Origin of the sequence: Corallococcus sp. CA054B (assembly GCF_003611625.1) — a bacterium.
GTDB lineage: Bacteria > Myxococcota > Myxococcia > Myxococcales > Myxococcaceae > Corallococcus > Corallococcus coralloides.
This window is the reverse complement of the sequence record NZ_RAVY01000005.1, coordinates 56,108-81,918: the sequence shown is the minus strand read 5'-3', so window position 1 is coordinate 81,918 and position 25,811 is coordinate 56,108. Positions and strand designations below refer to the sequence as shown.

The window sequence follows — 25,811 nt, the reverse complement described above, 5'->3', positions numbered from 1 at the left end:
CGGATTTTCGCACGACCTGTGCGGATTGCCACCGGTAGTCGCGCAGTGATTCCTTGCGTACATGAGGTGGGAAACCTCGCTCAACCCAGGAGTCCCACCGTGACCCACCGTCCCATCTCAGGCAGCTATCGCATTGGCAGCCACACCGTTCGCCGCGTGGGTTACGGCGCGATGCAGCTCGCCGGCCCCGGCGTCTTCGGCCCGCCCAGGGACCGCAAGGCGGCGGTCGCGGTGCTGCGAGAGGCCATCGCCCAGGGCGTCGACCATCTCGACACCAGTGACATCTACGGCCCCCACGTCACCAACCAGCTCATCCGGGAGGCGCTGCACCCGTATCGTGACGGTCTGGTGATCGCCACGAAGGTCGGCGCGGTGCGCGGCCCCAACGGTTCGTGGGAGCCTGCGTTCTCCCCCGCGGACCTCGAGCGCTCGGTCCACGACAACCTGCGCAACCTCGGGCTCGAGGTGCTCGATGTCGTGAACTTCCGGGCGATGTTCAGCGCCGCGGGCCCGGTGGAAGGCTCCATCGAGGCGCCGCTCACCGCGCTCGCGGAGCTTCAGCAGCGCGGCCTCATCCGCCACATCGGCCTGAGCAACGTCACGCCAACCCAGGTCGCCGAGGGTCGGAAAATCGCCGAGATCGTCTGCGTGCAGAACCACTACAACCTGACGCACCGGAGTGATGACGCCCTGATTGACGAGCTCGCTGCCAGGGGTACGGCCTACGTGCCGTTCTTCCCGCTGGGCGGGTTCACGCCGCTACAGTCGAGCGCGCTGAACGACGTGGCCGCGCGGCTGGGCGCGACACCGATGCAGGTTGCGCTGGCCTGGCTCCTGCGCCGGTCCCCCAACGTGCTGCTCATCCCGGGCACGTCGTCAATCACACACCTCCGGGAGAACCTTGCCAGTGCCGAACTCACCCTGGGCACGGAGGACATGGAGACATTGAACCGTCTTGCCGGGCAGACCTGACCTCGCCGGCAGGTGAGCGAGCCCCCCCATTCCGCCTATCCTGGGCCCGCGGAGTCGAAGCGTGCATGGGGGAAGCATGGACAAGCACCGGCTGGAAGCGTTCAGCGACGGCGTCATCGCCATCATCATCACCATCATGGTGCTGGAGCTCAAGGTACCGCACGGCAGCAACCTGGCGGACCTGCGGCCCCTGGTCCCCGTCTTCCTCAGCTATGTGCTCAGCTTCGTCTACATCGGCATCTACTGGAACAACCACCACCATCTCTTGCACACCATCAGCCATGTCACCGGCGGCGTGCTGTGGGCGAACCTGCACTTGTTGTTCTGGCTGTCGCTGATTCCCTTCGCCACCGGCTGGATGGGCGAAAACCATTTCTCATCCATGCCGCTGGCGCTCTACGGCTTCGTGCTCCTGATGTGCGCTTTCGCCTGGATGCTGTTGCAAACCCGCCTGGTGGCGATGCAAGGCCGCAAGTCGACACTGGCGCTGGCGGTCGGGCGCGATCTCAAGGGCAGGATTTCACCGCTCTTCTACCTGGCCGGAATCGCCAGCGCCTTCATCAACGGGTATCTCTCCGAGGCCATCTATGTGCTGGCCGCGATGATGTGGCTCGTGCCGGATCGCCGCTTTGAGAAGGCGGCGCCTGAAAGATAGTCCCCGTCTCAAGGAGTAGGGCCGCCGAGCCAGGCCCGCTACCGGCTCAGCTTCACCTGCTCGCCGAGTCGGCCCATCTTGTGCGGGTTGCGCATGGCATAGATCCGGGCGATCCGGCCGCTCTCGACGACGACGCTGATCGCTGTGTCGAGGTTGCCAGCGATGTCGACCCGGAGCGAGGGCGCTCCGTTGATCCATGCGGTCGAGATCCGAGCGTCAGGCGCGAGCGTGGGGAAGCGGGACAGGAGCCGGGCCACGCGATCGACGCCGACAATCGGGCGCCGGACCGCCGTCACCACGCCGCCGAACGAGCAGCCCACCAGGGAAGCCACCGCCATGTGCGCATACGACTTCAGGCTCTCGTCGCACTGGTCCCACTTCTGGAGCTTCTGCCCGAAGCCGCGCCCTCGCGGATGGCGAGAAGCCGCCTCATCCCGTCTTGCGCGACAGGTAATAGACGTTCCCTCCTGGGTCCGTGTGCGTCGCTTCCAGCGTGAGGCCGTGCACGCGCAGCAGGTCGCGATACCCGTCGACGCTGTACGAGTGATAGCGGAACGGCACGCCATTCATCGGCGCGCCATCGATGGAGCTGTGGGCGTCACCCGAGGTGAAGAGGAACGCGGCGCCCGGTTTCAATGCCCTGGCGATGTTGGCGATCGCCTGTTCCTGCTCTTCGTGGCGCAGGTGGAACAGGACGCCCCACGAGATCGCGGCGTCGAACGCCCGCTCCTGAAGCTCACACGACTGGATGGGCGCACAGCGCACCGGGACGTGGGGGAAGTTCGCTTGAAAGCGCGCCAGCAGCTCGCGGGAGCTGTCCACGCCCATCACCTGGCAGCCGTGCTCCAGCAGCACCCGCGTCAGCGGCAGTCCCGTGCCGCAGCCCACGTCCAGCACCGAGGCGCCGGCTGGAAGTGAGGCCGCGAGCGCTGTCACTTCCGGGACGCCCATGGGGCCTGCGCGGTGGGACGCATACCAGTCCGCGATCAGGTCGTACTCGTGCACGCGTCAGCTCCCTTCATCGGAGCCGAAGTCGCGGGCCGCGTGCGCCCTCAGGATTTTCGCGAAGCTCCCACGCTGCCTTGCCCCGGAACGGCGCAGGGAGTCCTGCGCGGAGATCCAGAACGCATCGAGCCGCCTCGAATCCTCGCTCACCACCTCGACGAGCGCCTCCAGGAAATGCCGGACACGCTCCGGCTCCAGTCGCGCGGAGGGCGGCACGGCATCCCACTCCTGCTCCACCACGCTGGTCAGCACCTCCTCTTCAAAGGTGACCACCCGGAGCGTGATGGAGAGTGCGTCGTCCGGACGCTGCTCGGTGGTCACCCAGTGGAGGATGGAGGAGCCTGCCTTGAGCACTGGCAGGCCGTCGAGGCAGTCTTTCAGCGCCTGGGGTGAGAGTTCTTTTCCGGGAAGGGGCGGCTCTGAGACAGCCTCTTCGGGCAAGAGGTCGAGCGCCGGCAGGTCGGGCGTGCCCGTGGGCGAAAAGACGACGGAGCTGATGCGTTCGCCGTCGTCCCCAACGCATGTCGAGAACGCGTCGAGCCGACGCGCCTCCAGGTCGAAGACGTAGACGTAGGCCACGGCCCCGGTCTCGTCCGGTGTGACCCGTGGGCCGGCGCCCTCCTCCGAGTGGCGTTGGCCCTCCGGCGCCTTGGGCCCCGGCATGCAGTGGGACCAGCCCCAGGGGGCCTCATCGATGAGCTGGCGCACCACGGCCTGCATGTCGCCCTGCGCGCGCTGCACGCGCGCCATGAGGTGTTGCCCGAGGCCAGACGGGTAGCCATCCCAGTGATGATAGACCCCACGCCAGGGCCGCTCGGAGACGCGCTCGGGGACTCCCGAGCCCGACGTGTACACAGCGATCGCTCCGGGAGTCGACATGACGCACCAGCCTTGAGCTCAGGGGATGAGGATGTGTGTATCCGTCTTGCCCCGGTCTAAAGCGATGGGACCTTCAGGAAAGCACCATGCCGATCCTACCGAAAGAGCGAGCCCCCCGGCTGATCACGACTCGCCGTGGCGGGAGCCTGACGGACGAAGACCACCACCTGCTGGCGGAGTCGGCTGCTCTCTGCGCGGAGCACGTCCTGCCCTACTTCAAGAAAGCGTGCGCGGGGACGCCCGGCCCCGCCCGCTGGGAGCCAGGAGCCGAAGGGTGAAACGCGGGGACAGGAGCGCTGAGCCCAGAGGCCCCTGCCCCGTCTTCCCTCACCCCGGCTTGGGAGGAATCGTGTCGAACTGCCGCACCCCATCCGCGACGTCGTAGTAGTCGCCCTTGTCGGCCATGTAGATGTGGACCGCGATGCGGGTGTGGGTCGGCGTGTCGAAGGCGCCCATCGCGATTCCAATCCAATCGCGTTGGAGCGGATCCCAGAACAGCGACGAGCCGCAGACGGAGCAGAACCCGCGACGCGCCTTCTCGGACGACTGGAACCAGCCGACCTTGTCCGCGCCCTCGATCGTGACGGCCGAGCGCGGCACGTCGGTCGAGACGAAGTAGTGGCCCGAGTGCTTGCGGCACTTGCCGCAGTGGCAGGCATCAGGGGCGGGCAGCTCGCCCTCCACGGTGAAGCGGACCGCGCCGCACAAGCAGGAACCCCGATGCATGGACGACCTCCTCACAACGTCAGCGAACATCCTCCGGCCACTTGCGCTCCACGCCGGTGGGGTTCTGATTGTACAGCTCCGCGAGCCGGGCCTTCACCTCCTCCACGGTGCCGACGATGACGTAGGACCGCGTCTGGATGTCAGCGGGCACGTCCTTCGACATGCCGAAGGTGACGCCAAGCTTGGTGCAATCGTCCGTGGGGTTGCCGAGGTCGAACTGGTGCAGGCGGTACTGGAGGTCTGACCGCGCCTCGTCCGGAGACCAGATGGCCATGGCATGCTTGCCATCACCGGTGGCGACGATGAGCGGCACGTTGCCCCCCTCGTCCGGGAAGCCCTTTCTCTCCTCAGGGGGCTTCGGGGGCTCCGAATGCACCCGGGGGTACTCGCGCGACTCGCCCGTCGCCGGGTCGAAGCGGTAGTGCCTCTCGAACTCGCCGTTGACGTAGGTGGTGGGGACCTCGGCGTAGAGCTTGTCGTGGGAGGCGGCGAGGTGGATGTGGCTGTCGTATTGGATGACGTTGTCGTGTCCCCCCACACCGACGGTGATGTCCTTGGTGATGACATCCTCGGACACCAGGGTCGTGTTCTTGGCTTTGGGAACGCTGTTGTACGGGCCCGCCTCCTCTCCCGGCTCCAGCCAGTAGGCGGGGTGCACGGAGCTGGTCATGCGGCCGGGCTGCGCGCCGTAGCCCACCACCTCCGTCGTGGAAATGGGGTCCGCGCCGTTCCGGTGGCTTCCCGCCTCGGTGGGCATCAGGGCCTCGTCGTAGCCGTCCAGAGAGAAGGCCACCTGCATCTGCCGGCCATGGTCCTTGTTGTTGATGTACTCCTTGCCGTCGTAGACGAGGCTGGTGACGGCGCCGCCATGACTCGCGGAGGTGCCCATCTGCACCGTCGCGTTGCCGAAGGACGTGTCCCCGTTCAACGGGCCCGTGGTGCCGTAGGGGCCCGTAGGCGTCTGGACGCCCCCTGGGCCCTGCGTCGTCGTCGCGGTCATGTCCCCGCCGGGCCATGAGGTGCCCAGGGGCTGTCCCTCCTTGGAGAAGGCCTGCACCTTGCCGCCAAGGTCGACGAGGTAGCCGTTCTGGAACTCCTGGAAGGGCACCATGTCGGGCTTGCCGGCGGCGACCCGGGCGTCACGGAACGCCTTCACCATCGGGTCATCGAGGAAGGGCGGGCGGGCCTTCACGCCGTCCTCGAGGCCGGAGTTGGGGTAGCCCAGGAGCGAGTTGGTGCCCTGGCGGCCGTGGGTGAAGGTGTTGTCCGAGTAGGCCTTGCAGATGTCGCCATGCACCTCGAAGGACACCCACTGGTTGCGGTCCTCGGGTTTCAGGGACTGGCCCGGAGGCGGACGGCAGAAGGTGTAGAGCTGCATCTGCCGCTCGCCGGTGGCGGGGAAGTCCTGGAAGAAGGCGGGGACGTTCTCGTTGCCGGCCACGGTGGAGCGGCCTGCGGGATACATGGGCGAGCGGGAGCCATGCAGGACCTGGTCGGCGGCGGCGTCCGGCAGGGTCGTGCCGCGCTTGCGGTTGAGCTCGGCCTCGGCATTGTCTCTGAATTGCTCGCACCAGGCCTGCCAATCGCTGACGGACGGGTTGGACACGTCCGGAGGAGCCGTGGTCTGGGACAGGGCCCTGTAAGACGAGGTCGCCGCGGGGCGGGACTGCGGCTCGAAGCTGCTGCGGGAGAACAGCTCGCGCAGCGTGCGCTCGGCGGTGGAGTCCTGGGACGGCGTTGGCTGCGAGGCCGTCTCCGAGACCGAAGACGTCCGGACACCATTCAGAGCCGCTGAGAAACGAGAAATTCCGTCCATGTGAGCCTCCCCCCTGAGGCATGCCGCGAAATTCGCTGCATCTATGACGATGAGTGGGGGAATCCATTGCTGAAGGGCTGAATCAGCGCCAGCCGAACAGGTCTTCAGTGTAAAAGCAGGAATACCTACCTACATGCGCCCGGGAGCAGCAGCGATGCCAGGAACGAATGTCCGAGCGGAGTCTCCCCTTCCGCTCTTCGTCGTATGCGCGGTCTTCTCTCTCCTCGTGGGCTGCTCGACGCAGCCGCCTCTGGAGCTGGAGGTCGCGCGAGCAGCCGCGGTCATGCAAGAGCCCAACTTCGCCGACTCGGTCTTTGTCAGCGGCCTCCAGGGCCCCACCACCATGACCTTCGCGCCCGACGGGCGTCTGTTCATCTCGGAGAAGAATGGCTCGCTGCGGGTGGTCGTGAACGGCCAGCTCCTGGCGACTCCGTTCATGACGCTCGCCGTGGATACCGGCAACGAGCGTGGGCTGATGGGCGTCGCGTTCGATCCCAACTTCGACAACAACCACTATCTCTACGTCTATTACACGTCGGTCGCCGGCAGCATCCACAACCGGGTCAGCCGCTTCACCGCCAACGGCAATGTGGTGGTTCCCGGAAGCGAGCTGGTGCTCGCCGACTTCCCGACGCTCGACGCCGCCAACCACAACGGCGGCGCGGTCCGCTTCGGACTCGACGGCAAGCTCTATGTCTCGGTCGGAGAGAACGCGGTCTCCTCCAACTCGCAGAGCCTGAACACGCCGCTCGGCAAGCTGCTGCGCTTCAACCCGGACGGCAGCATCCCCACGGACAACCCGTTCTATGCGACCGCCACCGGGCTCGCGAAGGCGACCTGGGCGATGGGGCTGCGCAACCCGTTCACCTTCGACGTTCAACCCGGCACGGGAGTCCTGTTCATCAACGACGTGGGCGAAGGCGGCTGGGAGGAGATCAACCGTGGCCAGGCCGGTGCCAACTACGGCTGGCCGATGACGGAAGGCTATTTCACCAACCGCCCGGAGCTCACGCAGCCGTTCTTCGCGTACCCGCATGGCGCTGGCACGGCCGCCGGCAACTGCATCGCGGGCGGTGCCTTCTACAATCCCCCCGTCACGGCCTTTCCCAGCGCGTATGTCGGTCAGTACTTCTTCGCGGACTACACCAACAATTGGATCTCCCGCATCGACCCGAACACCGGTGCGCATTCGCTGTTCGCGACGGCCGTCTCGGGGCCCGTGGACCTCGATGTCGGGCCGGATGGCGCGCTCTACTACCTGGCGCGCGGCGCGGGCCAGGTGGGCCGCATCGCCTATACGGCCTCGCTGCCGCCGAGCATCGCGCAGCAACCGGCGAGCACGTTGGTCTCGGTCGGTTATCCGGCGACCTTCACGGTGTCCGCGAGCGGCGAACCGCCTCTCACCTACCGGTGGCAGCGCAACGGCGTGGACATCCCCGGCGCGACCTCGCCGGGCTATGAGCTGACCGCCGCGCAGCTTGGCGACAGCGGCGCGCGCTTCCGCGTGGTCGTGACCAACGGGCTGGGTTCAACCACCAGCACCGAGGCCGTGCTGACGGTGACGTCCAACAAGCCGCCAGTGGCCACGATCCTCACGCCGGCCACGGGCGCGACCTATATCGCGGCCACGAACCTGACGTTCTCCGGCTCGGCCAGCGACCAGGAGGATGGCGCGCTGCCGCCGAGCGCCATGACCTGGAACATCACCTTCCACCACGACACGCACACGCACCCGGCCATGGCCGACACCACCGGCATCGCGAGCGGGAGCTGGCCCATCCCGAACATCGGCGAGAGCTCGGCCAACGTCTGGTATCGCGTACGGCTGACGGTGCGTGACTCGATTGGCCTCACCCACACGACGTATCGCGACGTCCACCCGGTCACGGTCCCCCTCACGGTGACCAGCGTGCCGAGCGGGCTTCAGGTGCTGATGGACGGGCGGCCGGTCCCGGCGCCGCACGACACGACCGGCGTGGTCGGTGTCGTCCGCTCCGTGGGCGTCGAGTCGCCGCAGTATGCGAATGGGAAGTTCTGGGCGTTCTCGTCGTGGTCGGACGGCGGCGCGCAATCACACACCTTCATCACGCCTGGCAGCGCGGCCACCTACACCGCCTCGTTCGTCGAGACCTCGGGCGGGAGCTGCTATCAGATTCAAAGCGAGCGCAGCGACAAGTGGCTCACCGTCGACACCGCGGGCAAGGTCATCGCCGGCAGCACGACGCAGGCCGGCGGGCAGATCTTCCAGCTCGTTCCGAACGGCACCCAGTACAAGCTCAAGGGCTCCGGGGACGCGTTCCTGACGGTGGTGGCGAACCAGCTCACGATGGGCGCCAACTTCACCAGCGGGGAGTCGTTCACCCAGCTGGCCTGCGGCTACGGTGGGCGCACCCGCGTCGGCTTCCGGGCCTCCGTGGGGAGCGCGCCCCATTGGAAGGAAACCACGACGGGCGGGCCCATCCAGAGTGGTGACGGCGGCAATGGCGGCGCCTGCAATCCGGCCGACGGCGGTGCCTGGGAGGGCTTCTACCTCGAACCGGTGGCCTGCCCGGGCAGCGGCAGCGGCCCCGTGTGCGGCAACGGCGCGGTCGAGAGCGGCGAGCAGTGCGACGATGGCAACACCCAGCCAGGCGATGGCTGCGATGCGACCTGCCAGACCGAGGCCAGCGGTAGCGCGGGCTGCTTCCGCATCCAGAGCGAGCGCACCGACCAGTGGCTTACCGTCGACGGCACGGGCAAGGTGGCCGCCCTCGGCACGACGCAGGCCGGTGGCGCGGTCTTCGAACTCGTCACCAGCGGCGCGAAGTACAAGCTCAAGGGAGCGAGCGGCGCGTACCTGGCGGTGGTCGCGGATCAGCTCACCGTGAATGCCTCGCTCGGCACGGCGGAGGCGTTCACCCGCCACGCCTGCGGCGTCTTCGGCGGGCGCAATCGCTATGGCTTCGAAGCGACGACAGGCACCGCGCGCAACTGGAAGGAGAACACTCCCGGCGCTCCCATCCAGAGCGGCAACGGCGGCAACGTGGGCATCTGCAATCCCGCCGACGCCACCTCGTGGGAAGCCTTCTACCTCGAACCCGCGACCTGCCCCCAGTAGGCCCAACCAGGCCTCCAGCACCGCCTTCGGGCTTCGTGCTGGGGGCCTGGGTTCGCCTGCTCCCTGGGGACCCGCTCACTTGAAAGGCGCTCAGCGCCGGATGCCGGTGAGCGCGAGTCGCAGCACCCGGCGCGCGGTGACTGGATCGTTCTCGTTCGCGACGGCGATCGCGTTCGCAAGCTTCAGCAGGTCCTCCGCGGTGGCGCCCGCGTGAAGCGCACCCACGGCTGACGCCCGCGCCACCAGCACCTTCACCACATTGAGCACCAGGTCGGTGCAGCAGATGTCTTCGGCGGAGAGCCCCTCCGGGCCGGCCAGCAGCGCGGCGGCGAGCCCGCGGTGGGTCGCGGTGTAGACCGTCACCTCCTCCAGCCATTCCGCCAGCTCATCGGCGGGCGCCTTGCCCGGCTGCGCGGCGGCCCGCTCACAGAGCTGCGCGACGCCATCCCGGAACACCACCTCCAGCAGCGCCTGCCGCGACGGGAAGTGCCGGTGCAGGGTCGCCGAGCCCACCCCTGCCTGCCGGGCGATCTCCTCGAGCGACACCTGCGCGCCCTCCCTGGCGACCAGCTCCGCGGCGACCTCCACAATCCGCTCCCGGTTGCGGCGGCCATCCGCGCGCAACCGCTTCACCTGCTCCACGGCGCACTCCTCGTCACAAGACCCTTCTCTTTGACAAACGGGGGCCCCCTCCGTATTTAACCACGATAATAAACGGTGGGGTCCCCCACTTACGAAGGAGCCTCCGATGAGCCGCAGCGAAGCCGTTCTCGTCACCGCCGCCACAGGACGCCAGGGTGGCGCCACCGCCCGGGCATTGCTGGCCGAGGGCCGCACAAAGGTGCGCGTCCTGGTGCGCAACCCGGAGGCGGCGAACGCCAGGGCCCTCGCGGCGGCGGGCGCGGAGGTGGTCGTCGGGGACCTGGACGATCCGGCGTCGTTGCGCGCCGCCTGCGCCGGGACGCGGGCGGTCTTCTCGATGCAGTCCCCCATCGTCTCCGCGACCGGCGTCGACTTCAGCAAGGAGCGCCAGCAAGGAAGGAACCTCGTCGAGGCCGCGCTCGCCGAGGGCGTCGAGACGTTCGTGCACACCGCGACGTCCGGCGTCGGCGCCCACCGCGACGTCGAGGGTTGGGCGGAGGGGCGCTGGAAGTTCCACGAGGAGTACTGGGAGAACAAGCTGGCCACGTGCGACCTGGTCCGCACCGCGGGCTTCAAGCACTGGACCGTCATCCTGCCCGCCACCTTCATGGACCACGCGATGTTGGATCCCGCCGGCTTCGTCGACGGGCGCCGGTTGCTCACGGTGGTCAAGGCCGATAAGCCCATCGGGCTGATCGCCCCCGAGGACATCGGCAAGGCGGCCGCGGCGGCGATCAACGATCCCGCGAGGTTCCATGGCGTGACGCTGGAGCTCGCGGGTGACGTGCTCACCCTTCCTCAAATCACCGAGGTCCTCTCGCGCGTCGACGGCAAGGAGTACGTCGCCCAATCCTCCTCGATTGAAGAGGCCGTCGCGGCCGGCCTGCATCCCGGCGTGGCGCAAGGCATGACGTACATGAACGTCGCCCCGCTGCTGGCACGGCCCGAAATCGCGCGCTCCTACGGCCTTTCGCCCATGAGCTTCGAGGCCTGGGTAAGGCAGCGTCGCGAGATGACCTGACACGGTCGCATGCGTGTCTTTAATTACCCATCTTCCCGCGCGCCCGTTTCTCGTGGTCTTGCAAGGATACCGTGGCATCAGACACCTCCCCCATGATGCCTCGGCTGTCCCCCCACTGAGAAATGGAGTTCGTGATGAAACACATTCTCTTGAGCATGTTCGGGTTCGCGGGCGTCGTCGGCGCCGCGGGCATCCCCTCTGTCGCCGCGGCCCAGGTTCCGTCTCCGTCCTGGGTGGCGCAGCTCGGCGCCAACCTGGATGAGCAGGCCAACGCCGTGGCCGTGGCGGGCGCGAGTGTCTACGTGGTGGGTCAGACGACCAGCCAGCTCGGCGCCGACCCGAAGGTCGGCGGTCAGGACGCGTTCATTGCCCGGTACGACACCGCCGGCAACCTCCAGTGGGTCCGCCAGCTGGGCACCACCGGGAATGACCGCGCCACCGCCGTGGCCACCGACGCGGACGGCAACGCGTACATCGCGGGCACCACCTACGGCGGCTTCGATTTCTATACCAATGCGGGCGGCTTCGACTTCTTCATCGCCAAGTACGACGCCGCCGGCAACCGTCTGTGGTTGCGCCAGAACGGCACGCAGATGGATGACTTCGCCACCGGCATCGCGGTCGGCGCGGACGACACCCTCTACTTCACCGGTTACACCGGCGGCAGCTTCGCCAACGGCGGCAACCCCAACCACTACGACATCATCGCCGGGCTCTACGACACGGCGGGCAACCCGTACTGGCTCCAGCAGTACGGCAGCTCCGCGAGCGACGTGGCGCGTGGCATCGCCGTCACGTCTGGCCACGAGGTCTACATCGTCGGGAACACCTCCGGCAGCCTCGACGGCACCACCTCGTCGGGGAACAGCGACATCTTCCTGCTGAAGCTCAACATCCTGGGCGTCCAGCAGTGGGTCCGGCAGATTGACGCGGGCGACCTGGATGACGCAAAGAGCGTCGCCGTGGGTCCCGACGGCGGCGTCTATCTCGCTGGCGAGACGTTCGGCAGCCTGGATGGCAACACCAACAACGGCACCGTCGACGTGCTGCTCGCCCGCTACGACAGCGCCGGCAACCGCGCCTGGAGCCGCATGCTCGGCGGCGAGCAGCCCGACTACGCGTTCGGCGTCGCCGTCACGCCGGACAACGTCGTGCAGGTCGTCGGCTACACCTCCGGGCTCGACGGCATCCCGTCCGCGGGCGGCTCCGATGCCTTCCTCACCCGCTACGACGCGCTCGGCACGAAGGTGGGCAGCCGGCTCCTGGGCACGTCGCGCCAGGACATCGCCCGCGGCGTGGCCGTGGACGCCTCCGGCAACGCCTACGTCGCCGGACAGACGGCTGGAAGCCTCGGCGGCAACACCAGCGCTGGCGGCAATGACGCCTTCCTCGTCCGCTTCTGAGCGAGGTCTCCGCTGAACCCCCGGCAGGGCCCAACGTGTTCCGGGCCCTGCCGCGGTTCGCGCGTGACTAGCGCCGGTGCTTCGCGATGAGCGCGTTCGCCGCGTCCGGATTGCCCTGGCACTCCAGCAGCGCGCGGAGCATCAGCGGGACGACGATGGTGGCGTCCGACTCGATGACGAACATCGGCGTCGTCTCCGTCAGCTTGTCCCAGGTGATCTTCTCGTTGGGCGTCGCGCCCGAGTACGAGCCGTAGGACGTCGTCGAGTCGCTGATCTGGCAGAAGTAGGCCCACGACTTCACGGGCTTCTGCATGTCGTACTTCGTCGACGGCACGACGCAGATGGGGAAGTCACCGGCGATGCCGCCGCCAATCTGGAAGAAGCCCACGCCCTTGCCCGCGGACAGCTCCTCGTAGCGGTCGTAGAAGTCGGCCATGTACTCGATGCCGGACTTGGCGATGCTCGCGTTGCAGTCGCCCGTCTTCACGTAGGACGCGAAGATGTTCCCGAACGTCGAGTCCTCGTAGCCCGGGACGACGATGGGCAGCTTGCGCTTCGCCGCCTCCATCAGCCAGCAGGCCTCCGGGTCGCCTTCGTACGCGGCAGGCTCCAGCACCTGGATGAGTTCGTAGAAGTACTCGTGCCAGAAGCGGCGCTCGCCCTTCGCGGAGGCGTTCTTCCACATGGGGACGACGATCTTCTCCACCGCCCGGAACGCCTCGTCCTCGGGGATGCTCGTGTCGGTCACCCGGCGCATCCGCTGATCGAGGATGCGCGTGTCATCCTGCTTGGTGAAGTAGCGGTACTCGGGGAAGTCCTTGTACGCCGTGTGCGCGACGAGCCGGAAGAGCGACTCCTCCAGGTTGGCGCCCGTCACGGACAGGCCGTGAATCAGGCCCGAGCGGATGGCGGGCGCGAGCGTGATGCCGAGCTGCGCGGACGACATCGCGCCCGCGACGCTCCAGAACATCCGGCCACCGCTCGACACATGCTCCCAGTAGGACAGGAGCGCGTCGCGCGTCGCGCGGGCGTTGAAGTTCTTGTAGTTCGTGAGGATGAACTCGAGGACGGGCAGTTCGGACGTGGACATGGGGGCCTCCAGAGACAACGGGGTCATGACCCGGGAGGCGCCAGCCGGCGAATGCCACCCGAGGACACCCTACGGTCGCGACAGAACGTCGCACCGCCATCGGAGCGTCAAGTGGCTGCCGGCTGGGTACCACGGCAGGGGGCGCGCGGCTACGGCTTCTACATGGCCAGGATGATGTGGCGCTGTTCAGGGTGCGCTCGCTGACATCATTCGTTGCGCCCACCAAAATACATCCATACCCAACCATCCCGACTGCCCACCAGAGCGTCTTGGATTGCGGGACGCACTGGGAGTACCATCCCCAACGCCTCTCAACCCAAGGAGCATCAGATGCTGCGGACGCTTGTTTCCGGAGTTGCCCTGAGTTTTGCCTTCGTGGTGGGAATGGCTGTCTCCTCTTCTCAGCTCGCCCCGAGCGAGGTCGTGGCGAACGACGAGGCCGTGCTTGTCTCGACCGCGCCCAATAGCGCGGTTCCGGACGAGACCACGGACGAGTCCTCGCGGTTGCTCGGGTGCTGCACGGGTGATGGCTTGTTCTGCATCAACACGGCGGCATGTCAGGCCCGCGGAGCGGGCACCTGCGGCGCGCCCTGTAACTAGCCCTCTGTCGCTGGACCCGACTTGAAGCAGGCGCTGGGCGCTCGATACGTCCAGCGCCTGACCGCGTACGCTGCGCGTCCATGACGCACATGCCGCGGTGGTTCGCGCTGCTGCCCCTTCCCGCCATTCTCCTGGGCGCCTTCGTCGCGCGGCGAAGTGGCGTGCCCGCCACCGCGTTCGCCGTCAACGCACTGGCGGCGGCCCTGGGTGTTGGGGTGGCGGCCCTGGTGGGACGCCTTTCGGACTCGACGGGGTTCATCGCTGGCTGGTGCTGGGGCCCGTACGCCTCCACGCTTCCACCATCCGAACGCGCGCGGGCGAGCGGAGGCCAGGAATGGGCCCTTCCCGCCAGTCTCGTCGTCTACATCGCCGCGACTCTTGGCGTGACGACGTTGGGCAACTTCCCGGTGCCGGTGATGGGGGCCGGGGCGGGCCTCATCCTGGGGTGGTACGCGGCGACAGGCATCCTCGCGGCAGCCTGGGCCACCGCGCGGGTGTCATCCGCCGCGGCATGAAGCCGAGCGTTCCTGAAACGGCCCCGTTCCTCCCGGCACCGCAAGGCCCTCGGCAGCTCAAGCAGGAGGACTTCGCGGATTCGCTCCCGCTGTCGCTCCATGACTTTCCCAAGGAGCTCTCCCGGTATGACGGCCCTGCTGGCGCACCGCCGCCGGGGCGCTGCTGACTCCCATCCTGGCCTCTCCCTTTGGGCTGGCTGTCTTTCAAGAGCCCCCTGCAATGCCTATCTGCGCCGGGCGGTTCCCTGGAGGTAGGTCCGGAAGTCGGCACCGCCGGGAGGGGCGATCTCGAACCTGACGTTGAGCGTTCCGTCTGGGTTCAGCAGATACGACAGGCGGAACCGGGGCGTGCCAGACGCCTCGTCGGTGACGAACTCAGCGCTCGCCGGAGAGCTCTCCGCGCGGGCTGCGTAATGAATGACGTGCCCTTCGTTGTCGAAGTAGCTCGCACGCACCGTCCCCTGCGCTCCCGGATGGAGGACCATCAGGTCCTCGTGCCGCCCGCCCGGCGTGACGGATTCGTTCCGGCGGATCAGCACATGTCCCTGCACGTCTGGTTGGAACGTGAAGGTTCCGGCGGACGCACCGGGCGTACCGCCGCCCTCCGCGTCCCAGGTCCCCAGCAGGAAGGAAAAGGGCTTCAGGGCCTCGGTCAGTTCCGCCGCGGCAGGGACGGCATGCGGCGGCTGTTCGTGGCGCTGCGGGCCCGTGGCACAGGCGGAGAGCGCCTGGAGCACGAATGCACCGCTGAGGAGGGTTCGAAGAATGGACGTCGTCATGGGATGGGCAGCGCTCGAAGCAACAGGGGAGCGCAACCTACGAGCGGACCCATGACGACACCAGGAAGGAACACCCGGACGGAGGGTATGCCCCCGCGCATCACTCCTTGCCGAAGGCCTTGGCGAAGAGCTTCTCGATGCCCGACTTCTCCGGCTCGATGGCGATCGCGGGCGCGGGCACGCCCATCGCGGCGCCGAGGCCCGGACGCAGGCCCGAGGCGATGCCCGGCTTGATGTGGTGACGCAGGTCGACCGCCACGTCCGACTTCACGTGGGTGCCCACGCCCAGGGCGGTGCTCACATCCGCGGACTGCTTGAGGAAGCCATTCTCCAGGCCGAACTTGCCGCCCGCCTGGGCCGACGCGCCCGCCACCGCGCCCGCGGTGACCGAGCCGTGCACCCGGCCCAGGTGCCCGCCCGCCGTGCCGTACACGCCCGCCGTGGCGCCCGCGCCCACCTGGCCGGAGACCATCGCCGTGGCCGTCCTCGGGTCGATGGTGGCCACGCCCTCGGCGAAGGCGGAGGCGGAGGCCTTCGCCTCACCCTTCACGTAGCCGCCCACGTGCCGGTTGAAGTCGTGGCTCGCGCTCGCCGTGACGCCCACGCCCGTCTCCGCCTTGGCCGTCAGCGCGGCCGTGTAGGCGTGCGAGCCCGTGTCGGCCGACACACCGGCCTGGGCCTGCGCCTTGAAGGAGTTGGCCTCGCCGGTGACCTGCGCGCTCGACACGCCCATCCGGCCCGAGTGCGACTTCTGCCAGTCGAAGGAGGCGTTGGGACCCTGCACTTCGGCCTGGGCCGAGTAGTGGTGCACGCCACCGCCGCTGTGGCTGGTGGTGGAGGCCTGCATCGACCCCATGTTGCCGCTCAGCCGGCCACCGCCGAAGGTGTCCTTCTGGTAGGGCGTGGCCGGCTTGTCGATGAACATGGTCTGCTTCGCGGCCGCGGGCGCCGTGAGCTTGTTGTCACCGCCGCTCACCGCCACATCCGTGCCTGAGTTCAGCGACCACGGGCTGTAGGACGGCTGTCCTTCGGGAGCCCCCGCGTGCTTCGGCGGCGTCGCCGTGTTCGCGGCGGGCGTCGTCGCCGTGGGCTTCGTGGCCGTCGTCGCCGTGGGCGTCGTCGCCGTGGGCTTCGTGGCCGTCGTCGCCGTGGGCTTCGTGGCCGTCGTCGAGGCAGGGAGCGTCGACGCGCGCGCCGGCGGCTTGGGCTTGGACGCCGTGGAGGTCGGGAGGGTGGCGGAGCGGGACAGGGACGAACCGATGCGACGGGCCATGGCAGGAACCTCGGGAGTACGTCGAAGGGGGAGCAGGACAGCGATGCCACCCCCTACTGCACCCGTCATGCCGGGCCCTGGTCGAACGGTGGGGCCCGTGATTCCAAGGGGTTGGCGGATGCGACGTCCCAGAAAGAGCCCGAGGACTGGTGACTGCCGTCACCAGGGCCACGACAGCAGTCATCACCCCCGCTTCGCATCCCGGACCCCGCCACTTTTGCAGTGGCGCGTCAAAGGCAGCCCAATCCCTATCTCGCTGGTACAGCCTTTGTATTGGCCAGACATCGGGAGCGCGGGGTGGATGGCGAGACTGATGCTCTTGACCCACTGCGACGGAGCAGAAGAGCGCGTGAAGGACGGGGACACAGAACAAGAGACAGCGGAGCTGGACGCGTGCGAAGCGGTGGTCCAGTTGGAGAACCTCCGGGTGGGGCGAAGCTCCAGCTGAATGCCGTGGACGGCAGCTCCGACGGCCCGGCGCTCTACCAGACGGCTCACCGTGGCCAAGAGCGTCTGCACACGCAAGGGCACGGGGGGAGACGTCGCGTGGACGTGGACGCGCGGTGGCGAAGGCTTCCAGTCGTTCCCCACCCGGGCGGGAGGACTCGACCAGGGAACGCTGCGCGCCGCGCGCTCCGCCCCGTCCCCCGCGCCGGCGAGCCCGGCCCCCCCTGACATCCGGGTTCCCGAACGGAGTAGAGAGGAGGGATGTCCAGCCTCCGCCCCTATCGCGATGTGGCCGACCTCGAAGCCATGGAGCAGCTCGTGGCGAGTGCCTGGGCGGAGCGCGGGCCCCACGTCGAGTGCGCGGTGGGGGACCTGACCTGGAGGCTGCTGCGCAATGCCCAGGTGCGGCCGCGGGAGGACATCGCCCTGTGGGAGCCCGAGCCCGGGCAGCTCGCCGGCTTCGCGTGGGCCTACGGCAACGGCGACGTGGACCTGCTCGTGCATCCACTCACGCACGCGGACGCCTTCGTGCAGGACCTGCTGCCCTGGGTGCGCGCACGTCACGGGAGCACCGCGCCGCCGGCCACCCTGTGGGCGCTGGAGAGCAACGGTCCGCTGCTCGCGGCGCTGCAACGGTCGGGCTGCCTGCGCACCCCGGGCGGGTGCTACCTGCACCTCGAACTGCCGCTCCACGCATTGCCGCCCCCGCCGCCTCCGCTGCCCGCGGGTTACCGGGTGCGCGCGGTGCGAGGCCCCGAGGAAGTCGCAGCCCGCGCCCTCGTCCACCGGCGCGGCTTCGGCACCGAGCGGATGACGACGGAGGTGTACGCGCGGCTCATGGAAGCGCCGCGCTACCAGCCGGCGTTGGACCTCGTCGCCGAGGCGCCCGACGGCAGCCTCGCGGCCTGCGCGCTCGGTTGGTTCGACGAGCGCAACGCGGTGGGCGAGTTCGAACCGACCGCGTGCGCCCCAGAGCACCGGCGCCGCGGGCTCGTGCGCGCGCTCCTGCACGAGGGGCTGGGACGCATGCGCGGGATGGGCGCCCGGCGCGCCATCGTGTACGCCTTCGAGGACAACCCGGCGTCCGTCGCCCTCTATCAGTCCGCTGGCTTCACCGTGGTGGACCGCAACCTGGGCCACAGCGAACCCCCTGCGAAATAGCCCCCGCGGAGCGTTCGTTCTTCCGATAGGAGAGCAACCGACCCTCGAGCGGGAGCAGACCCCATGAGCCGCCTGGCATTCCCCTCTCCTCATCCGCGGCGCATGCGGGCACTCTGGCTCGCGGTGATGGGGGCCGCGGCCAGCCTTACCGCCTGCGCCGCGCCGTCCGCGCTCGCGGTGTCTCCGTCCGGGGTGCCGGCGTTCAGCGAAGACATGCTGACGCCCGGGTTCTGGATCCGCCGCGCGCCGTCTCCTGATGCGGTGCTGCTCGATGCCGAGCAGGTGACGGCGAAGCGCGAGCTCGCGTTCGGTCCGGAGGGCGGCCTGCTCGACCTGAAGGGCCTCCCGGCCACGCTGACACGGGCACAGGTCGCTGGCTGGGTCAGGGCCGCGCAGCAGACGCCCATCCAGGCGGTCATCGACGAACAGGGCCGGCCGGTGACGGAGGCAATGCTCGACGGGCTTCGCCGGAACGCCGCGGCCGAGCACATCCCCGAAGCCACCGCCGCGCGCTACGGCCTCAGCGTGCGGCGCACGCACCTGCGCTCGCTGCCGTCCAGCTGGCGGCTCTTCGCGTCGGAGGACTCACGCGACTACGAAAGCCTCCAGGCCGGCGTCCTGTTCCCGGGTGAGCCGGTCGTCATCGCGCACCAGAGCGCGGACCAGCAGTGGCTCTTCGTCCAGACGACGCAGGGTCCCGCGTGGGTCCAGCGCCGCGACATCGCGGAAGGCACGGCGGACGCGGTGTTCTCCTACGTGGCGAAGGCGCCCGGACGCGTCGTCACGGGGGACCAGGTGCGCACGGTCTTCACGCCGGAAGCGCCGGGGGTGTCCGAGCTCGAACTGGACATGGGGGTCGCGCTGCCGCGGGCCGACGTGGCGCCCGGCGAGCCCGTCAACGGCGCCAGCAGCTATGCATCCTGGCCGGTGCGGCTGCCGGTGCGCGAAGAGGACGGCTCGCTGGCCTTCCGGAGCGCCCTGCTGCGCCGGACCGCCGACACCGCGCCGGGCTACCTGCCGCTGACGCGCGCCAACATCCTCCGCCAGTCCTTCAAGTTCCTCGGCGAGCGCTACGGCTGGGGGCACCAGTTCAATGCACGCGATTGCAGCGGCCTGACCAGCGAGGTGTACCGCAGCATGGGGCTGCTCTTGCCGCCCAACTCCGGGATGCAGGGGAAGAGCGCGGCGCTGAACCACCGCCTCTTCACGGCGAAGGACTCACACGAAGAGCGGGTGCGCGCGCTGGAGCAGGCGGAGGTGGGCGACCTGGTCGTCGTCCCCGGCCATGTGCTGATGATCATCGGCCACGTGGATGGCGAGCCCTACGTCATCCAGGATGTTCCCTTCGCCGTGTTCAAGGACCCGGAGACACAGCAGGTCCGCAAGACGAAGCTGAACCAGGTGTCGGTCACCCCGCTGCTGCCGCTGTACGCCGACGACACGACCCTGTACGTGGACGCGATGACGAGCCTGGTGCACGTCACCCGGCCATAGGCTCAGCCGCCTTCGAGCGCGGCTACGACTGGCGCGTGTTCGCGTACCGTGCCGGCGTCGTGCCCACGATGCGCCGGAAGTGGCGGTTCAGCTGGCTCTGGTCATAGAACCCGGCGCGCGTCGCGACCTCGGACGCGCGAAGGCCGCTTTCGAGCAACTCCTTCGCCCGCGCGATGCGCAGGTGCGTGAGGTACGCGTGCGGCGGCATCCCCACCTGGGCGCGGAACGCGCGGCAGAGATGGAACTTGTCGTAGCCGGCATGGTCCGCGAGGTCATCCAGCGTGATGGCATCCCCCAGGCATTCGCGGAGATACTCCATCGCCCGTCGCACCGGCCGCGTGTGGTCCGGCGTGGCGCCCCTCAAGACCGTGAACGCCTCCACGGCTTCGACCACCGCGACCTCCAGCGTGAGGCGATCCGCGCCCGCGGCGACCGCATCGTGGAGATGCTGGAAGGGAAGGCCCCGCTCGTCGCCAAGCTTGAAGTGGGGATGCGCGACGACCTTCCCCTCGTGGCGGATGCGATCGATGTCGCGCTCGGGCAGCACGACGGCCTGGTAGGTCATCGTCCCATCGTGCGCGACGTCGCGATGCACGTCGCCTGGCTGCTTCAGGTGGATCGCGCCGGGCCCGCCAGTCCAGACCCGGCCACGCCCCCACCACTCGCTGCGCCCGCGCTCGATGCGCATGGACGCGTGGAATTCCTTCATGCCGACGCGAAGCAGGTCGGTCGTCATGCGCACGGCCCGTAGGCCCGGGACCGAGACCGGGATCACGTCGAGGTTGAACATCCCCGCAGTTTAAGGAGCTCCCGCGGCCCTGGCTTGGCGTTTCTTGGCACGAAATCTCCGCCAAGAAGCGCCAAGCGCGCGTGTCACCTGCCCCCGTATCTCCCCGGGCATGCACGACAAACAAGTCGCCCTCGTCACCGGGGCCAACAAGGGAATCGGACTGCGGATCGCCAGGGACCTCGCCGCGCATGGCTTCACGGTGCTCGCCAGCTCACGTGACCTCGCCCGTGGCGAGGCAGCGGCAAGGAGTATCGCCGGTGACGCCCGTGCGCTCGCGCTCGACGTCACGGACGCGGAGTCGATCGCTGCCGCGGCGGAGCACATCCGCGTGGAGCTGGGTCGCCTGGACGTGCTCGTGAACAACGCGGGCATCGCCCGTTCGGGCAGACAGGCGCCCAAGCCGGGCCAGCCGCTGGCGGAGCGCGCGAAGGCGGGCCGTGCGACCGTCGCACCGCTCGACGAGTTCCGCGCGGTGTTCGAGACGAACGTGTTCGGAGTGATCGCCGTCACGCAAGCGATGCTCCCGCTCCTGCGGGAGGCTCCGGCGGGGCGCATCGTCAACGTCTCGAGCGGCGTCGGCTCGCTCACGAACAACTCGAACCCGGCGAACCCGTACCGCGCGATGTATGGCGTCTACTCGTCCTCGAAGACGGCCCTCAATGCAATCACACTCGCCTTCGCCCTGGACCTGGAGGCGACCCGCATCAAGGTGAACGCGGTGTGCCCGGGCTTCACCGCCACGGACCTCAACAACTTCCAGGGTACCCGCACCGTCGAGCAGGCCGCGCGCGCACCCGTACGCCTTGCGCTGCTCGGCCCGGACGGGCCCACGGGCACCTACTCGGACGACCAGGGCGTCATCCCGTGGTGACGCGGGCTCCCACCGCTACAGGGGGCGCAGGGAGGCCCGGTCGATCTCGACGGAGTCCTCCTCGTCCTCGTCCTGGCCGGGAGAGGCTTCGTCGGCGCGGAAGCGCTTCCCGTCGGGCGTGACGAGGAACCAGGAGGTGGCGACCGCCGGGTCGTCCGCGGGAGGCGAGACGAGGACTTCCTCGCCGAGCAGGGCCGCGACCCGGGTGGCCACCTCCACCGACGTGAACCCCGAGGGCACTCGGGTGCGGGAGACATCGACGTAGAGGGTCACATCCGTGCGGAACCCCTTGGACCGGAGCGCGGTTTCGACGAGCACCGCCGCATCCGAGGGGCCGTCCACGTCGAAGCGCGCCACACCTTCGGGAGGCAGACCGAGCGCGCGGCCGATGCTGTCGAAGAGGCGCCCGCCCTCCACGGCTCCCCGCGCGATGAATCCGACAACCTGTCTTTCCGGCTGCATGTCTCTCCCTCTCAACCCGCGGTGTGCGCCTTGAGCGCGGCCTTCCTGTCGCCCTGGGACGTGCCCATCTTGTCCAGGATCTCCTTCGCGCGCGGGGTGTCGTCGAACTTGTTGTAGACCCCCAATGCCTTGAAGGCCGAGCGGTTCAGCTCATGGAACCCGGTGCCACGGATGGGATACAGCGTACCATTGTCATGGGCTCCGTAGGTCCGCCCGTTGAGCGTCCAGGTCACGGCCCCCGAATCGCTGCCCTTCTTCGCCTTGCCGTCGTTGATGTCCTTCACGTCCCGGCTGACATCGACCCGCGACTCGATGACGGTGTTCTTGTCCTTGGCGACGGAGGACTGGTCGACCTTGCGGATGTAGTGCCGGTCCGCGGGCCGTGACGTGGGCTTCGCGGGCTTCTCCGCCCAGGCGGGCGGCGCGATGAGCAGGACCCCGAGCGCCATCAGCACGGTGGCCAGGGTCAAGGGGATGAAAGGCTTCCGGACAGCGGGACGAAGCATCGGATGCTCTCCTGCGGAGGGTGATGCGGCCGTCCGGTCAGCCTCTCACAGTTACTTCGGAGTTGGCTTGCTCTTCGCCCGCGAGGCCTTCGGCTTGCTCTTGCTCTCCAGGTTGATCGCCACCGCGGCCTTCACGAGCGCCTTGAACGCGCGGGCGTCGACCGTCTCCCCTTCCTGGATGTCGATGGCCCGTCGCGTGTTGCCCTCCAGGCTGGAATTGAAGAGGCCCTTGGGGTCCGGGACGCTGGCCCCCTTCGCGAACGTGAGCTTCACGGCCTTCTTGTACGACTCCCCGGTGCAGACAATCCCGTGGTGCGACCAGACCGGGGTGGCCCACTTCCACTCCTCGGTCATCTCGGAGTCGGCCTCCAGGATGAGTGCCCGCATGCGGGCCAGGGTCTCCGCCCTCCAGTCCCCCAGGTCGAGGAGCCGCTGGTCGATGAGCCGGGAAGCGGCAGCTCCAGTGGCCTGCTCACTGCTGCCGCTACCCATGGACGGCCTCCAGCGGGCGGGCATTGGACCGCAGGTTGCGCCAGGAGACGTAGGAGAGCACCCAGAGCACGCTGGTGAACGCCGCGAAGGCCCACGCCTCCGGGCCATCTCCCATCGCGAAGTGGGCGATGAGCGCCGAGACGAGATTGATGGCGAAGCCGGCGTAGGCCCACTCCTTGAGCCGCTCCGGCACCGGCGCGACCAGCACCAGCAATCCGAGGACCTTGGCCCACGCCAGCTCCACGCGGAAGTAGCCGGGGAAGCCGAGGCGGGTGAACCCATCCGCCGCGTCCTTCAGGTTCAACTGCGCGTAGGCGGTGAAGCCCATCTCCAGGCAGAAGAGCGCGGTGGCGATCCAGAAGGTGATGGTCACGGCTTTGGGGGACGTCCTGGCGGCGACGAGCGCCGGCTTCGGCAGGGTCGATTCCATGGTGTGCTCCTTCACTGCTTGGAGTTGTTGGCCTTCCAGGTGGGACTCTGGACCCCGAACTGCTCCGCGTACTCGGAGTTCAAGCGCTGCCAGTCGTACTGCATCGCATCGGGCCCCACGATGCGGCCCAGCGGGTCGCCCGAGAGGAGATGCTCGAGGACGTCGAAGCAGATGTGCCAGCCCGAGGCGCCCCACGCGATGAAGCCGCGGTCGATGTTGTGCCAGAGCGTGAGCCGGGTGCCGTTGGCGCCCGCCGGCTCCAGCTCCCAGCGCAGGTCCTGCTGCCCCCAGCTGTACTCGAGCAGCTTCGGCGCTTCCGCCCGCTTCACACTGGTCTCGGCGACCATGGGCGTCGGCGCACCGACCGTGGAGAGCTTCACCGGCCCCACGCTGGCCATGTTCCGGTCCGCGTCGAACGGCGCCCATTCGGCCAGGTGCGCGGGGTCGGTCAGCGCCTGCCACACCTTCGCCGGGGGATGACGCAGGTCCCGGACGAGGACGAGCGTCCACTTCTCGCCTTCCTTCTGGACCCTGGCTCCGGCCGCGGGGCCCGGTGTGTACTTCGCACGGTGGCTCATCGCTTCTTTCCCTTCTTGGGTTCGGGTTCGGAATCCATCCGGTCGAGATGGCGTTCGAGCGCGTCCAGATGGACCGTCCAGAAGCGCCGGAATGGCGCGAGCCATTCATCGACCTCCATGAGCGGCTCGGGCCGGATGCGATAGACGCGCCGTTGAGCGTCGACGCGCGACTCCACGAAGCCGGCGTCGCGCAGCACGCGCAGGTGCTTGGACACCGACGTCTGGGGCATCCGCAGCTGGTGCTCGATTTCGCCGACGGAGTGCTCCGACGCCGCCAGCAGGCTCAGGATGGCCCGGCGGTTCGGCTCCGCGATGATCGCGAACGATGATTCCATGCCCCGTATATGCCCACGAAGTCATATGCCCGTCAAGGCATATACGACTCCTGGCAAGGAACGCGCTGCATCCATAAGCCGGCGAAGAACTGGTCGCGGCTCACCCGGAAACCGCCCTGCGCACCGCGGGGCGTTGAGAGTGGCGCCGGACGTACGCCACCAGCTCCGGATGCCCGCCGAGCAGCATCAGCGTGTTCGCCAGGTGGAGGATGGAAGCCATCACCACGTCGGCGGCGGTGAAGGCCTCCCCCACGAGGCACTCACGGCCGCCGAGTCCACTCTGGATGAGGTCGAGAGCAGCCGTGAGCCGGGTCCTGAGCTTCGCGACCTCCCCTTCCGAGACGTCGCGCGCGCCTGGTGACTGCGCGTCCCGGTAGAACTCCATCACCAGGGGGTCGAGGCTCAACTCGGCGAAGGCCATCCAGCCGTAATACGGACCGCGCTCCCTGCTCCCCACCGGCGGCGCCAGTTGCTTCTCCGGGAACCGGTCGGCCAGGTGCAGACAGATGGCCAGGGACTCGAGCAGCGTGACGTCCCCATCCACCAGGGCGGGGAGGTCTCCCAGCGGGTGCACCGCCAGGTACTCAGGGGTGGTGTTCTCCTGCCGGGCAAGGTCGAGCCTGACCAGCTCATAGGGCACGCCAAGTTCCTCCAACAGCCAGCGGGGACGGACCGCTCGGGTCCGGGGAGCGAAATAGAGCTTCATGGGTGGCACTCCTGCGGGTTGCGTGAGGCCACACACCATGAGGCCGCCGGAGCGCCCGGACAATGCGGCCCCGGACGAACTCATTGTCAGGTTAATCTTGACGGCCATGATTCCACCGGCCGACATGCTCCTCTTCGCGACGGTCGTCCGCGAGGAGAGCTTCACCCGCGCGGCGCTCAAGCTCGGCATCACCAAGCAGACCGTCAGCGAGCGCATCCGCCATCTGGAGGAGCGGCTGGGCGTGCGGCTCCTCGAACGGACCACGCGGCGCCTGCGCGTGACAGGGGCCGGCGTGACGTACTCCGAGCGCTGCGCCGCCATCGCCGCGCTCATAGAGGAAGCGAACAGCGAGGTGCAGCAGGGCAAGGCGGATCCCACCGGTCTGATCCGGGTCTCCTCGCCGGTGCTCTACGGCCGGCGCTACCTCACCCCCGTCATCTCGAAGTTCCTCGGCCGCTATCCCCAGGCGCGGGTGGAGCTGGTGCTGGCGGACCGCCGTGTCCACCTCATCGAAGAGGGCTTCGACGTCGCCATCCACATCGGTCCGCTCAATGATTCATCGCTCGTGGCGCGAAAGCTGGGAGAGGGCGCGGTCCGCTTCGTGGCGAGCCCCCGCTTCCTGTCGAAGCACGGCATCCCGAACGCCAGGGAGCTTGGCTCCGCGCGCTGCATTGGCTTCAGCGCGTTCGAGACGTGGGAGGCCGAGGGCGTGAAGTCCCGCATCGATCCGGTCCTGATGGTGAATGACAGCGAGCTCGCGTGCGAGGCGGCCATCGCCGGGGTCGGCATCGCGCGGGTGCCGGAGATCCTCTGCCAGGAGGCCATCCGCGACGGCCGGCTGAAGGTCCTCTTCGGCCCCAAGCCGGCGATGCTGCGGCCCATCCACGTCGTCTATCCCAGCCGGTCGAACCTTCCCCCCAAGGTCCGGCTCTTCGTGGATGCCCTGGCCACGCTGGCCGAGCCGACGCCGTCGAAGCCCCGCGGCCGGAAGCGGAAGTAGGGCTCCCCCAGCTGGGAGTCCGGGAAGAGCCTCAGCATGGCCCTTCCGCCCTCGATGCGCGACCGC

28 protein-coding genes are annotated in these 25,811 nt (G+C 68.5%); 11 read left to right on the top strand and 17 right to left on the bottom strand.

The genetic code is table 11. The features are described from left to right. The first annotated feature begins 99 nt into the window (after positions 1–99). Positions 100–972 (top strand): aldo/keto reductase family oxidoreductase, encoded by an 873-nt coding sequence (locus D7V80_RS02500; protein ID WP_120586617.1) that lies wholly within the window; start codon positions 100–102, stop codon positions 970–972. A gap of 76 nt (positions 973–1,048) precedes the next feature. After that, the gene (locus D7V80_RS02495) at positions 1,049–1,627 is read left to right on the top strand and encodes a TMEM175 family protein (protein ID WP_120586616.1); all 579 of its coding nucleotides are present in this window, start codon (positions 1,049–1,051) and stop codon (positions 1,625–1,627) included. A gap of 38 nt (positions 1,628–1,665) precedes the next feature. Here the strand turns inward: D7V80_RS02495 and D7V80_RS42480 are convergent, their stop codons facing one another. From D7V80_RS42480 to D7V80_RS02465, 5 genes are all read right to left on the bottom strand, one after another. Then, on the bottom strand, positions 1,666–1,965 hold the full coding sequence (locus D7V80_RS42480) for a hypothetical protein (protein WP_233585083.1): 300 nt from the start codon (positions 1,963–1,965) through the stop codon (positions 1,666–1,668). Positions 1,966–2,056: 91 nt separating this feature from the next. Continuing rightward, the gene (locus D7V80_RS02480; protein ID WP_120586615.1) at positions 2,057–2,632 is read right to left on the bottom strand and encodes a bifunctional 2-polyprenyl-6-hydroxyphenol methylase/3-demethylubiquinol 3-O-methyltransferase UbiG; all 576 of its coding nucleotides are present in this window, start codon (positions 2,630–2,632) and stop codon (positions 2,057–2,059) included. Positions 2,633–2,635: 3 nt separating this feature from the next. Then, positions 2,636–3,511 (bottom strand): hypothetical protein, encoded by an 876-nt coding sequence (locus D7V80_RS02475; RefSeq protein WP_120586614.1) that lies wholly within the window; start codon positions 3,509–3,511, stop codon positions 2,636–2,638. A 327-nt stretch (positions 3,512–3,838) separates the two neighbouring features. Beyond that, positions 3,839–4,237, bottom strand: coding sequence for a GFA family protein (locus D7V80_RS02470; RefSeq protein ID WP_120586613.1), 399 nt, complete (start codon positions 4,235–4,237; stop codon positions 3,839–3,841). A gap of 19 nt (positions 4,238–4,256) precedes the next feature. Continuing rightward, on the bottom strand, positions 4,257–6,053 hold the full coding sequence (locus D7V80_RS02465) for a hypothetical protein (RefSeq protein WP_120586612.1): 1,797 nt from the start codon (positions 6,051–6,053) through the stop codon (positions 4,257–4,259). Positions 6,054–6,336: 283 nt separating this feature from the next. Here D7V80_RS02465 and D7V80_RS02460 point away from each other — a divergent pair, with 283 nt between their 5' ends. Further along, complete coding sequence (locus tag D7V80_RS02460) at positions 6,337–9,150, top strand: PQQ-dependent sugar dehydrogenase (RefSeq protein WP_233585082.1); 2,814 nt, start codon at positions 6,337–6,339, stop codon at positions 9,148–9,150. A gap of 90 nt (positions 9,151–9,240) precedes the next feature. On the opposite strand, the gene D7V80_RS02455 is transcribed toward D7V80_RS02460, so the two are convergent. Beyond that, positions 9,241–9,792 carry a TetR/AcrR family transcriptional regulator gene (locus D7V80_RS02455; RefSeq protein WP_120586610.1) on the bottom strand — a complete coding sequence of 184 codons (552 nt, stop codon included), beginning with the start codon at positions 9,790–9,792 and terminating at the stop codon, positions 9,241–9,243. A gap of 106 nt (positions 9,793–9,898) precedes the next feature. Here D7V80_RS02455 and D7V80_RS02450 point away from each other — a divergent pair, with 106 nt between their 5' ends. Further along, a complete protein-coding gene (locus D7V80_RS02450) occupies positions 9,899–10,813 on the top strand; it encodes an NmrA family NAD(P)-binding protein (RefSeq protein ID WP_120586609.1) in 915 nt (304 codons plus the stop codon). 134 nt (positions 10,814–10,947) lie between these two features. Beyond that, positions 10,948–12,216 carry an SBBP repeat-containing protein gene (locus tag D7V80_RS02445; RefSeq protein WP_233585081.1) on the top strand — a complete coding sequence of 423 codons (1,269 nt, stop codon included), beginning with the start codon at positions 10,948–10,950 and terminating at the stop codon, positions 12,214–12,216. A gap of 67 nt (positions 12,217–12,283) precedes the next feature. On the opposite strand, the gene D7V80_RS02440 is transcribed toward D7V80_RS02445, so the two are convergent. After that, on the bottom strand, positions 12,284–13,306 hold the full coding sequence (locus D7V80_RS02440) for a deoxyhypusine synthase family protein (protein WP_120586608.1): 1,023 nt from the start codon (positions 13,304–13,306) through the stop codon (positions 12,284–12,286). A 680-nt stretch (positions 13,307–13,986) separates the two neighbouring features. Between D7V80_RS02440 and D7V80_RS02430 the strand changes: the two genes are divergently transcribed. Further along, on the top strand, positions 13,987–14,421 hold the full coding sequence (locus D7V80_RS02430; protein ID WP_233585080.1) for a hypothetical protein: 435 nt from the start codon (positions 13,987–13,989) through the stop codon (positions 14,419–14,421). A gap of 224 nt (positions 14,422–14,645) precedes the next feature. On the opposite strand, the gene D7V80_RS02425 is transcribed toward D7V80_RS02430, so the two are convergent. Together D7V80_RS02425 and D7V80_RS02420 are read right to left on the bottom strand one after the other, a co-directional pair. After that, the gene (locus tag D7V80_RS02425; RefSeq protein WP_120586606.1) at positions 14,646–15,200 is read right to left on the bottom strand and encodes a hypothetical protein; all 555 of its coding nucleotides are present in this window, start codon (positions 15,198–15,200) and stop codon (positions 14,646–14,648) included. A gap of 100 nt (positions 15,201–15,300) precedes the next feature. Then, positions 15,301–16,473 carry a hypothetical protein gene (locus tag D7V80_RS02420; protein ID WP_120586605.1) on the bottom strand — a complete coding sequence of 391 codons (1,173 nt, stop codon included), beginning with the start codon at positions 16,471–16,473 and terminating at the stop codon, positions 15,301–15,303. A gap of 313 nt (positions 16,474–16,786) precedes the next feature. Here D7V80_RS02420 and D7V80_RS43395 point away from each other — a divergent pair, with 313 nt between their 5' ends. The 3 genes from D7V80_RS43395 to D7V80_RS02410 all read left to right on the top strand — a co-directional run bounded on the left by D7V80_RS43395 (position 16,787) and on the right by D7V80_RS02410 (position 19,575). Then, positions 16,787–16,921 (top strand): hypothetical protein, encoded by a 135-nt coding sequence (locus D7V80_RS43395; RefSeq protein WP_255417608.1) that lies wholly within the window; start codon positions 16,787–16,789, stop codon positions 16,919–16,921. Positions 16,922–17,181: 260 nt separating this feature from the next. After that, complete coding sequence (locus D7V80_RS02415) at positions 17,182–18,081, top strand: GNAT family N-acetyltransferase (RefSeq protein WP_120586604.1); 900 nt, start codon at positions 17,182–17,184, stop codon at positions 18,079–18,081. A gap of 63 nt (positions 18,082–18,144) precedes the next feature. Beyond that, on the top strand, positions 18,145–19,575 hold the full coding sequence (locus D7V80_RS02410) for an SH3 domain-containing protein (protein WP_233585079.1): 1,431 nt from the start codon (positions 18,145–18,147) through the stop codon (positions 19,573–19,575). A gap of 22 nt (positions 19,576–19,597) precedes the next feature. On the opposite strand, the gene D7V80_RS02405 is transcribed toward D7V80_RS02410, so the two are convergent. Further along, the gene (locus D7V80_RS02405) at positions 19,598–20,365 is read right to left on the bottom strand and encodes a helix-turn-helix domain-containing protein (RefSeq protein ID WP_120586602.1); all 768 of its coding nucleotides are present in this window, start codon (positions 20,363–20,365) and stop codon (positions 19,598–19,600) included. A 109-nt stretch (positions 20,366–20,474) separates the two neighbouring features. Here D7V80_RS02405 and D7V80_RS02400 point away from each other — a divergent pair, with 109 nt between their 5' ends. Then, complete coding sequence (locus D7V80_RS02400; RefSeq protein WP_120586601.1) at positions 20,475–21,236, top strand: SDR family oxidoreductase; 762 nt, start codon at positions 20,475–20,477, stop codon at positions 21,234–21,236. 15 nt (positions 21,237–21,251) lie between these two features. Here D7V80_RS02400 and D7V80_RS02395 read toward each other — a convergent pair whose 3' ends face one another. From D7V80_RS02395 to D7V80_RS02365, 7 genes are all read right to left on the bottom strand, one after another. Then, positions 21,252–21,698: a hypothetical protein gene (locus tag D7V80_RS02395; protein ID WP_120586600.1), complete on the bottom strand. Its 447-nt coding sequence runs from the start codon at positions 21,696–21,698 to the stop codon at positions 21,252–21,254. Between the two features lie 11 nt (positions 21,699–21,709). Further along, a complete protein-coding gene (locus D7V80_RS02390; protein ID WP_120586599.1) occupies positions 21,710–22,204 on the bottom strand; it encodes a hypothetical protein in 495 nt (164 codons plus the stop codon). 51 nt (positions 22,205–22,255) lie between these two features. Beyond that, the gene (locus D7V80_RS02385; RefSeq protein ID WP_120586598.1) at positions 22,256–22,696 is read right to left on the bottom strand and encodes a DUF1801 domain-containing protein; all 441 of its coding nucleotides are present in this window, start codon (positions 22,694–22,696) and stop codon (positions 22,256–22,258) included. Continuing rightward, a complete protein-coding gene (locus D7V80_RS02380; protein WP_120586635.1) occupies positions 22,689–23,126 on the bottom strand; it encodes a DoxX family protein in 438 nt (145 codons plus the stop codon). Before D7V80_RS02380 ends, D7V80_RS02385 begins: the two co-directional genes overlap by 8 nt. A gap of 11 nt (positions 23,127–23,137) precedes the next feature. Then, positions 23,138–23,704 carry an SRPBCC family protein gene (locus D7V80_RS02375; protein ID WP_120586597.1) on the bottom strand — a complete coding sequence of 189 codons (567 nt, stop codon included), beginning with the start codon at positions 23,702–23,704 and terminating at the stop codon, positions 23,138–23,140. Next, positions 23,701–24,039, bottom strand: coding sequence for a helix-turn-helix transcriptional regulator (locus D7V80_RS02370; RefSeq protein WP_120586596.1), 339 nt, complete (start codon positions 24,037–24,039; stop codon positions 23,701–23,703). The genes D7V80_RS02375 and D7V80_RS02370 overlap by 4 nt, the downstream gene beginning before the upstream one ends. A 100-nt stretch (positions 24,040–24,139) precedes the next feature. Continuing rightward, the gene (locus D7V80_RS02365) at positions 24,140–24,745 is read right to left on the bottom strand and encodes a glutathione S-transferase family protein (protein ID WP_120586595.1); all 606 of its coding nucleotides are present in this window, start codon (positions 24,743–24,745) and stop codon (positions 24,140–24,142) included. 106 nt (positions 24,746–24,851) lie between these two features. Between D7V80_RS02365 and D7V80_RS02360 the strand changes: the two genes are divergently transcribed. Further along, positions 24,852–25,745: a LysR family transcriptional regulator gene (locus D7V80_RS02360; RefSeq protein WP_199738340.1), complete on the top strand. Its 894-nt coding sequence runs from the start codon at positions 24,852–24,854 to the stop codon at positions 25,743–25,745. The last annotated feature ends 66 nt before the right edge of the window (positions 25,746–25,811 follow it).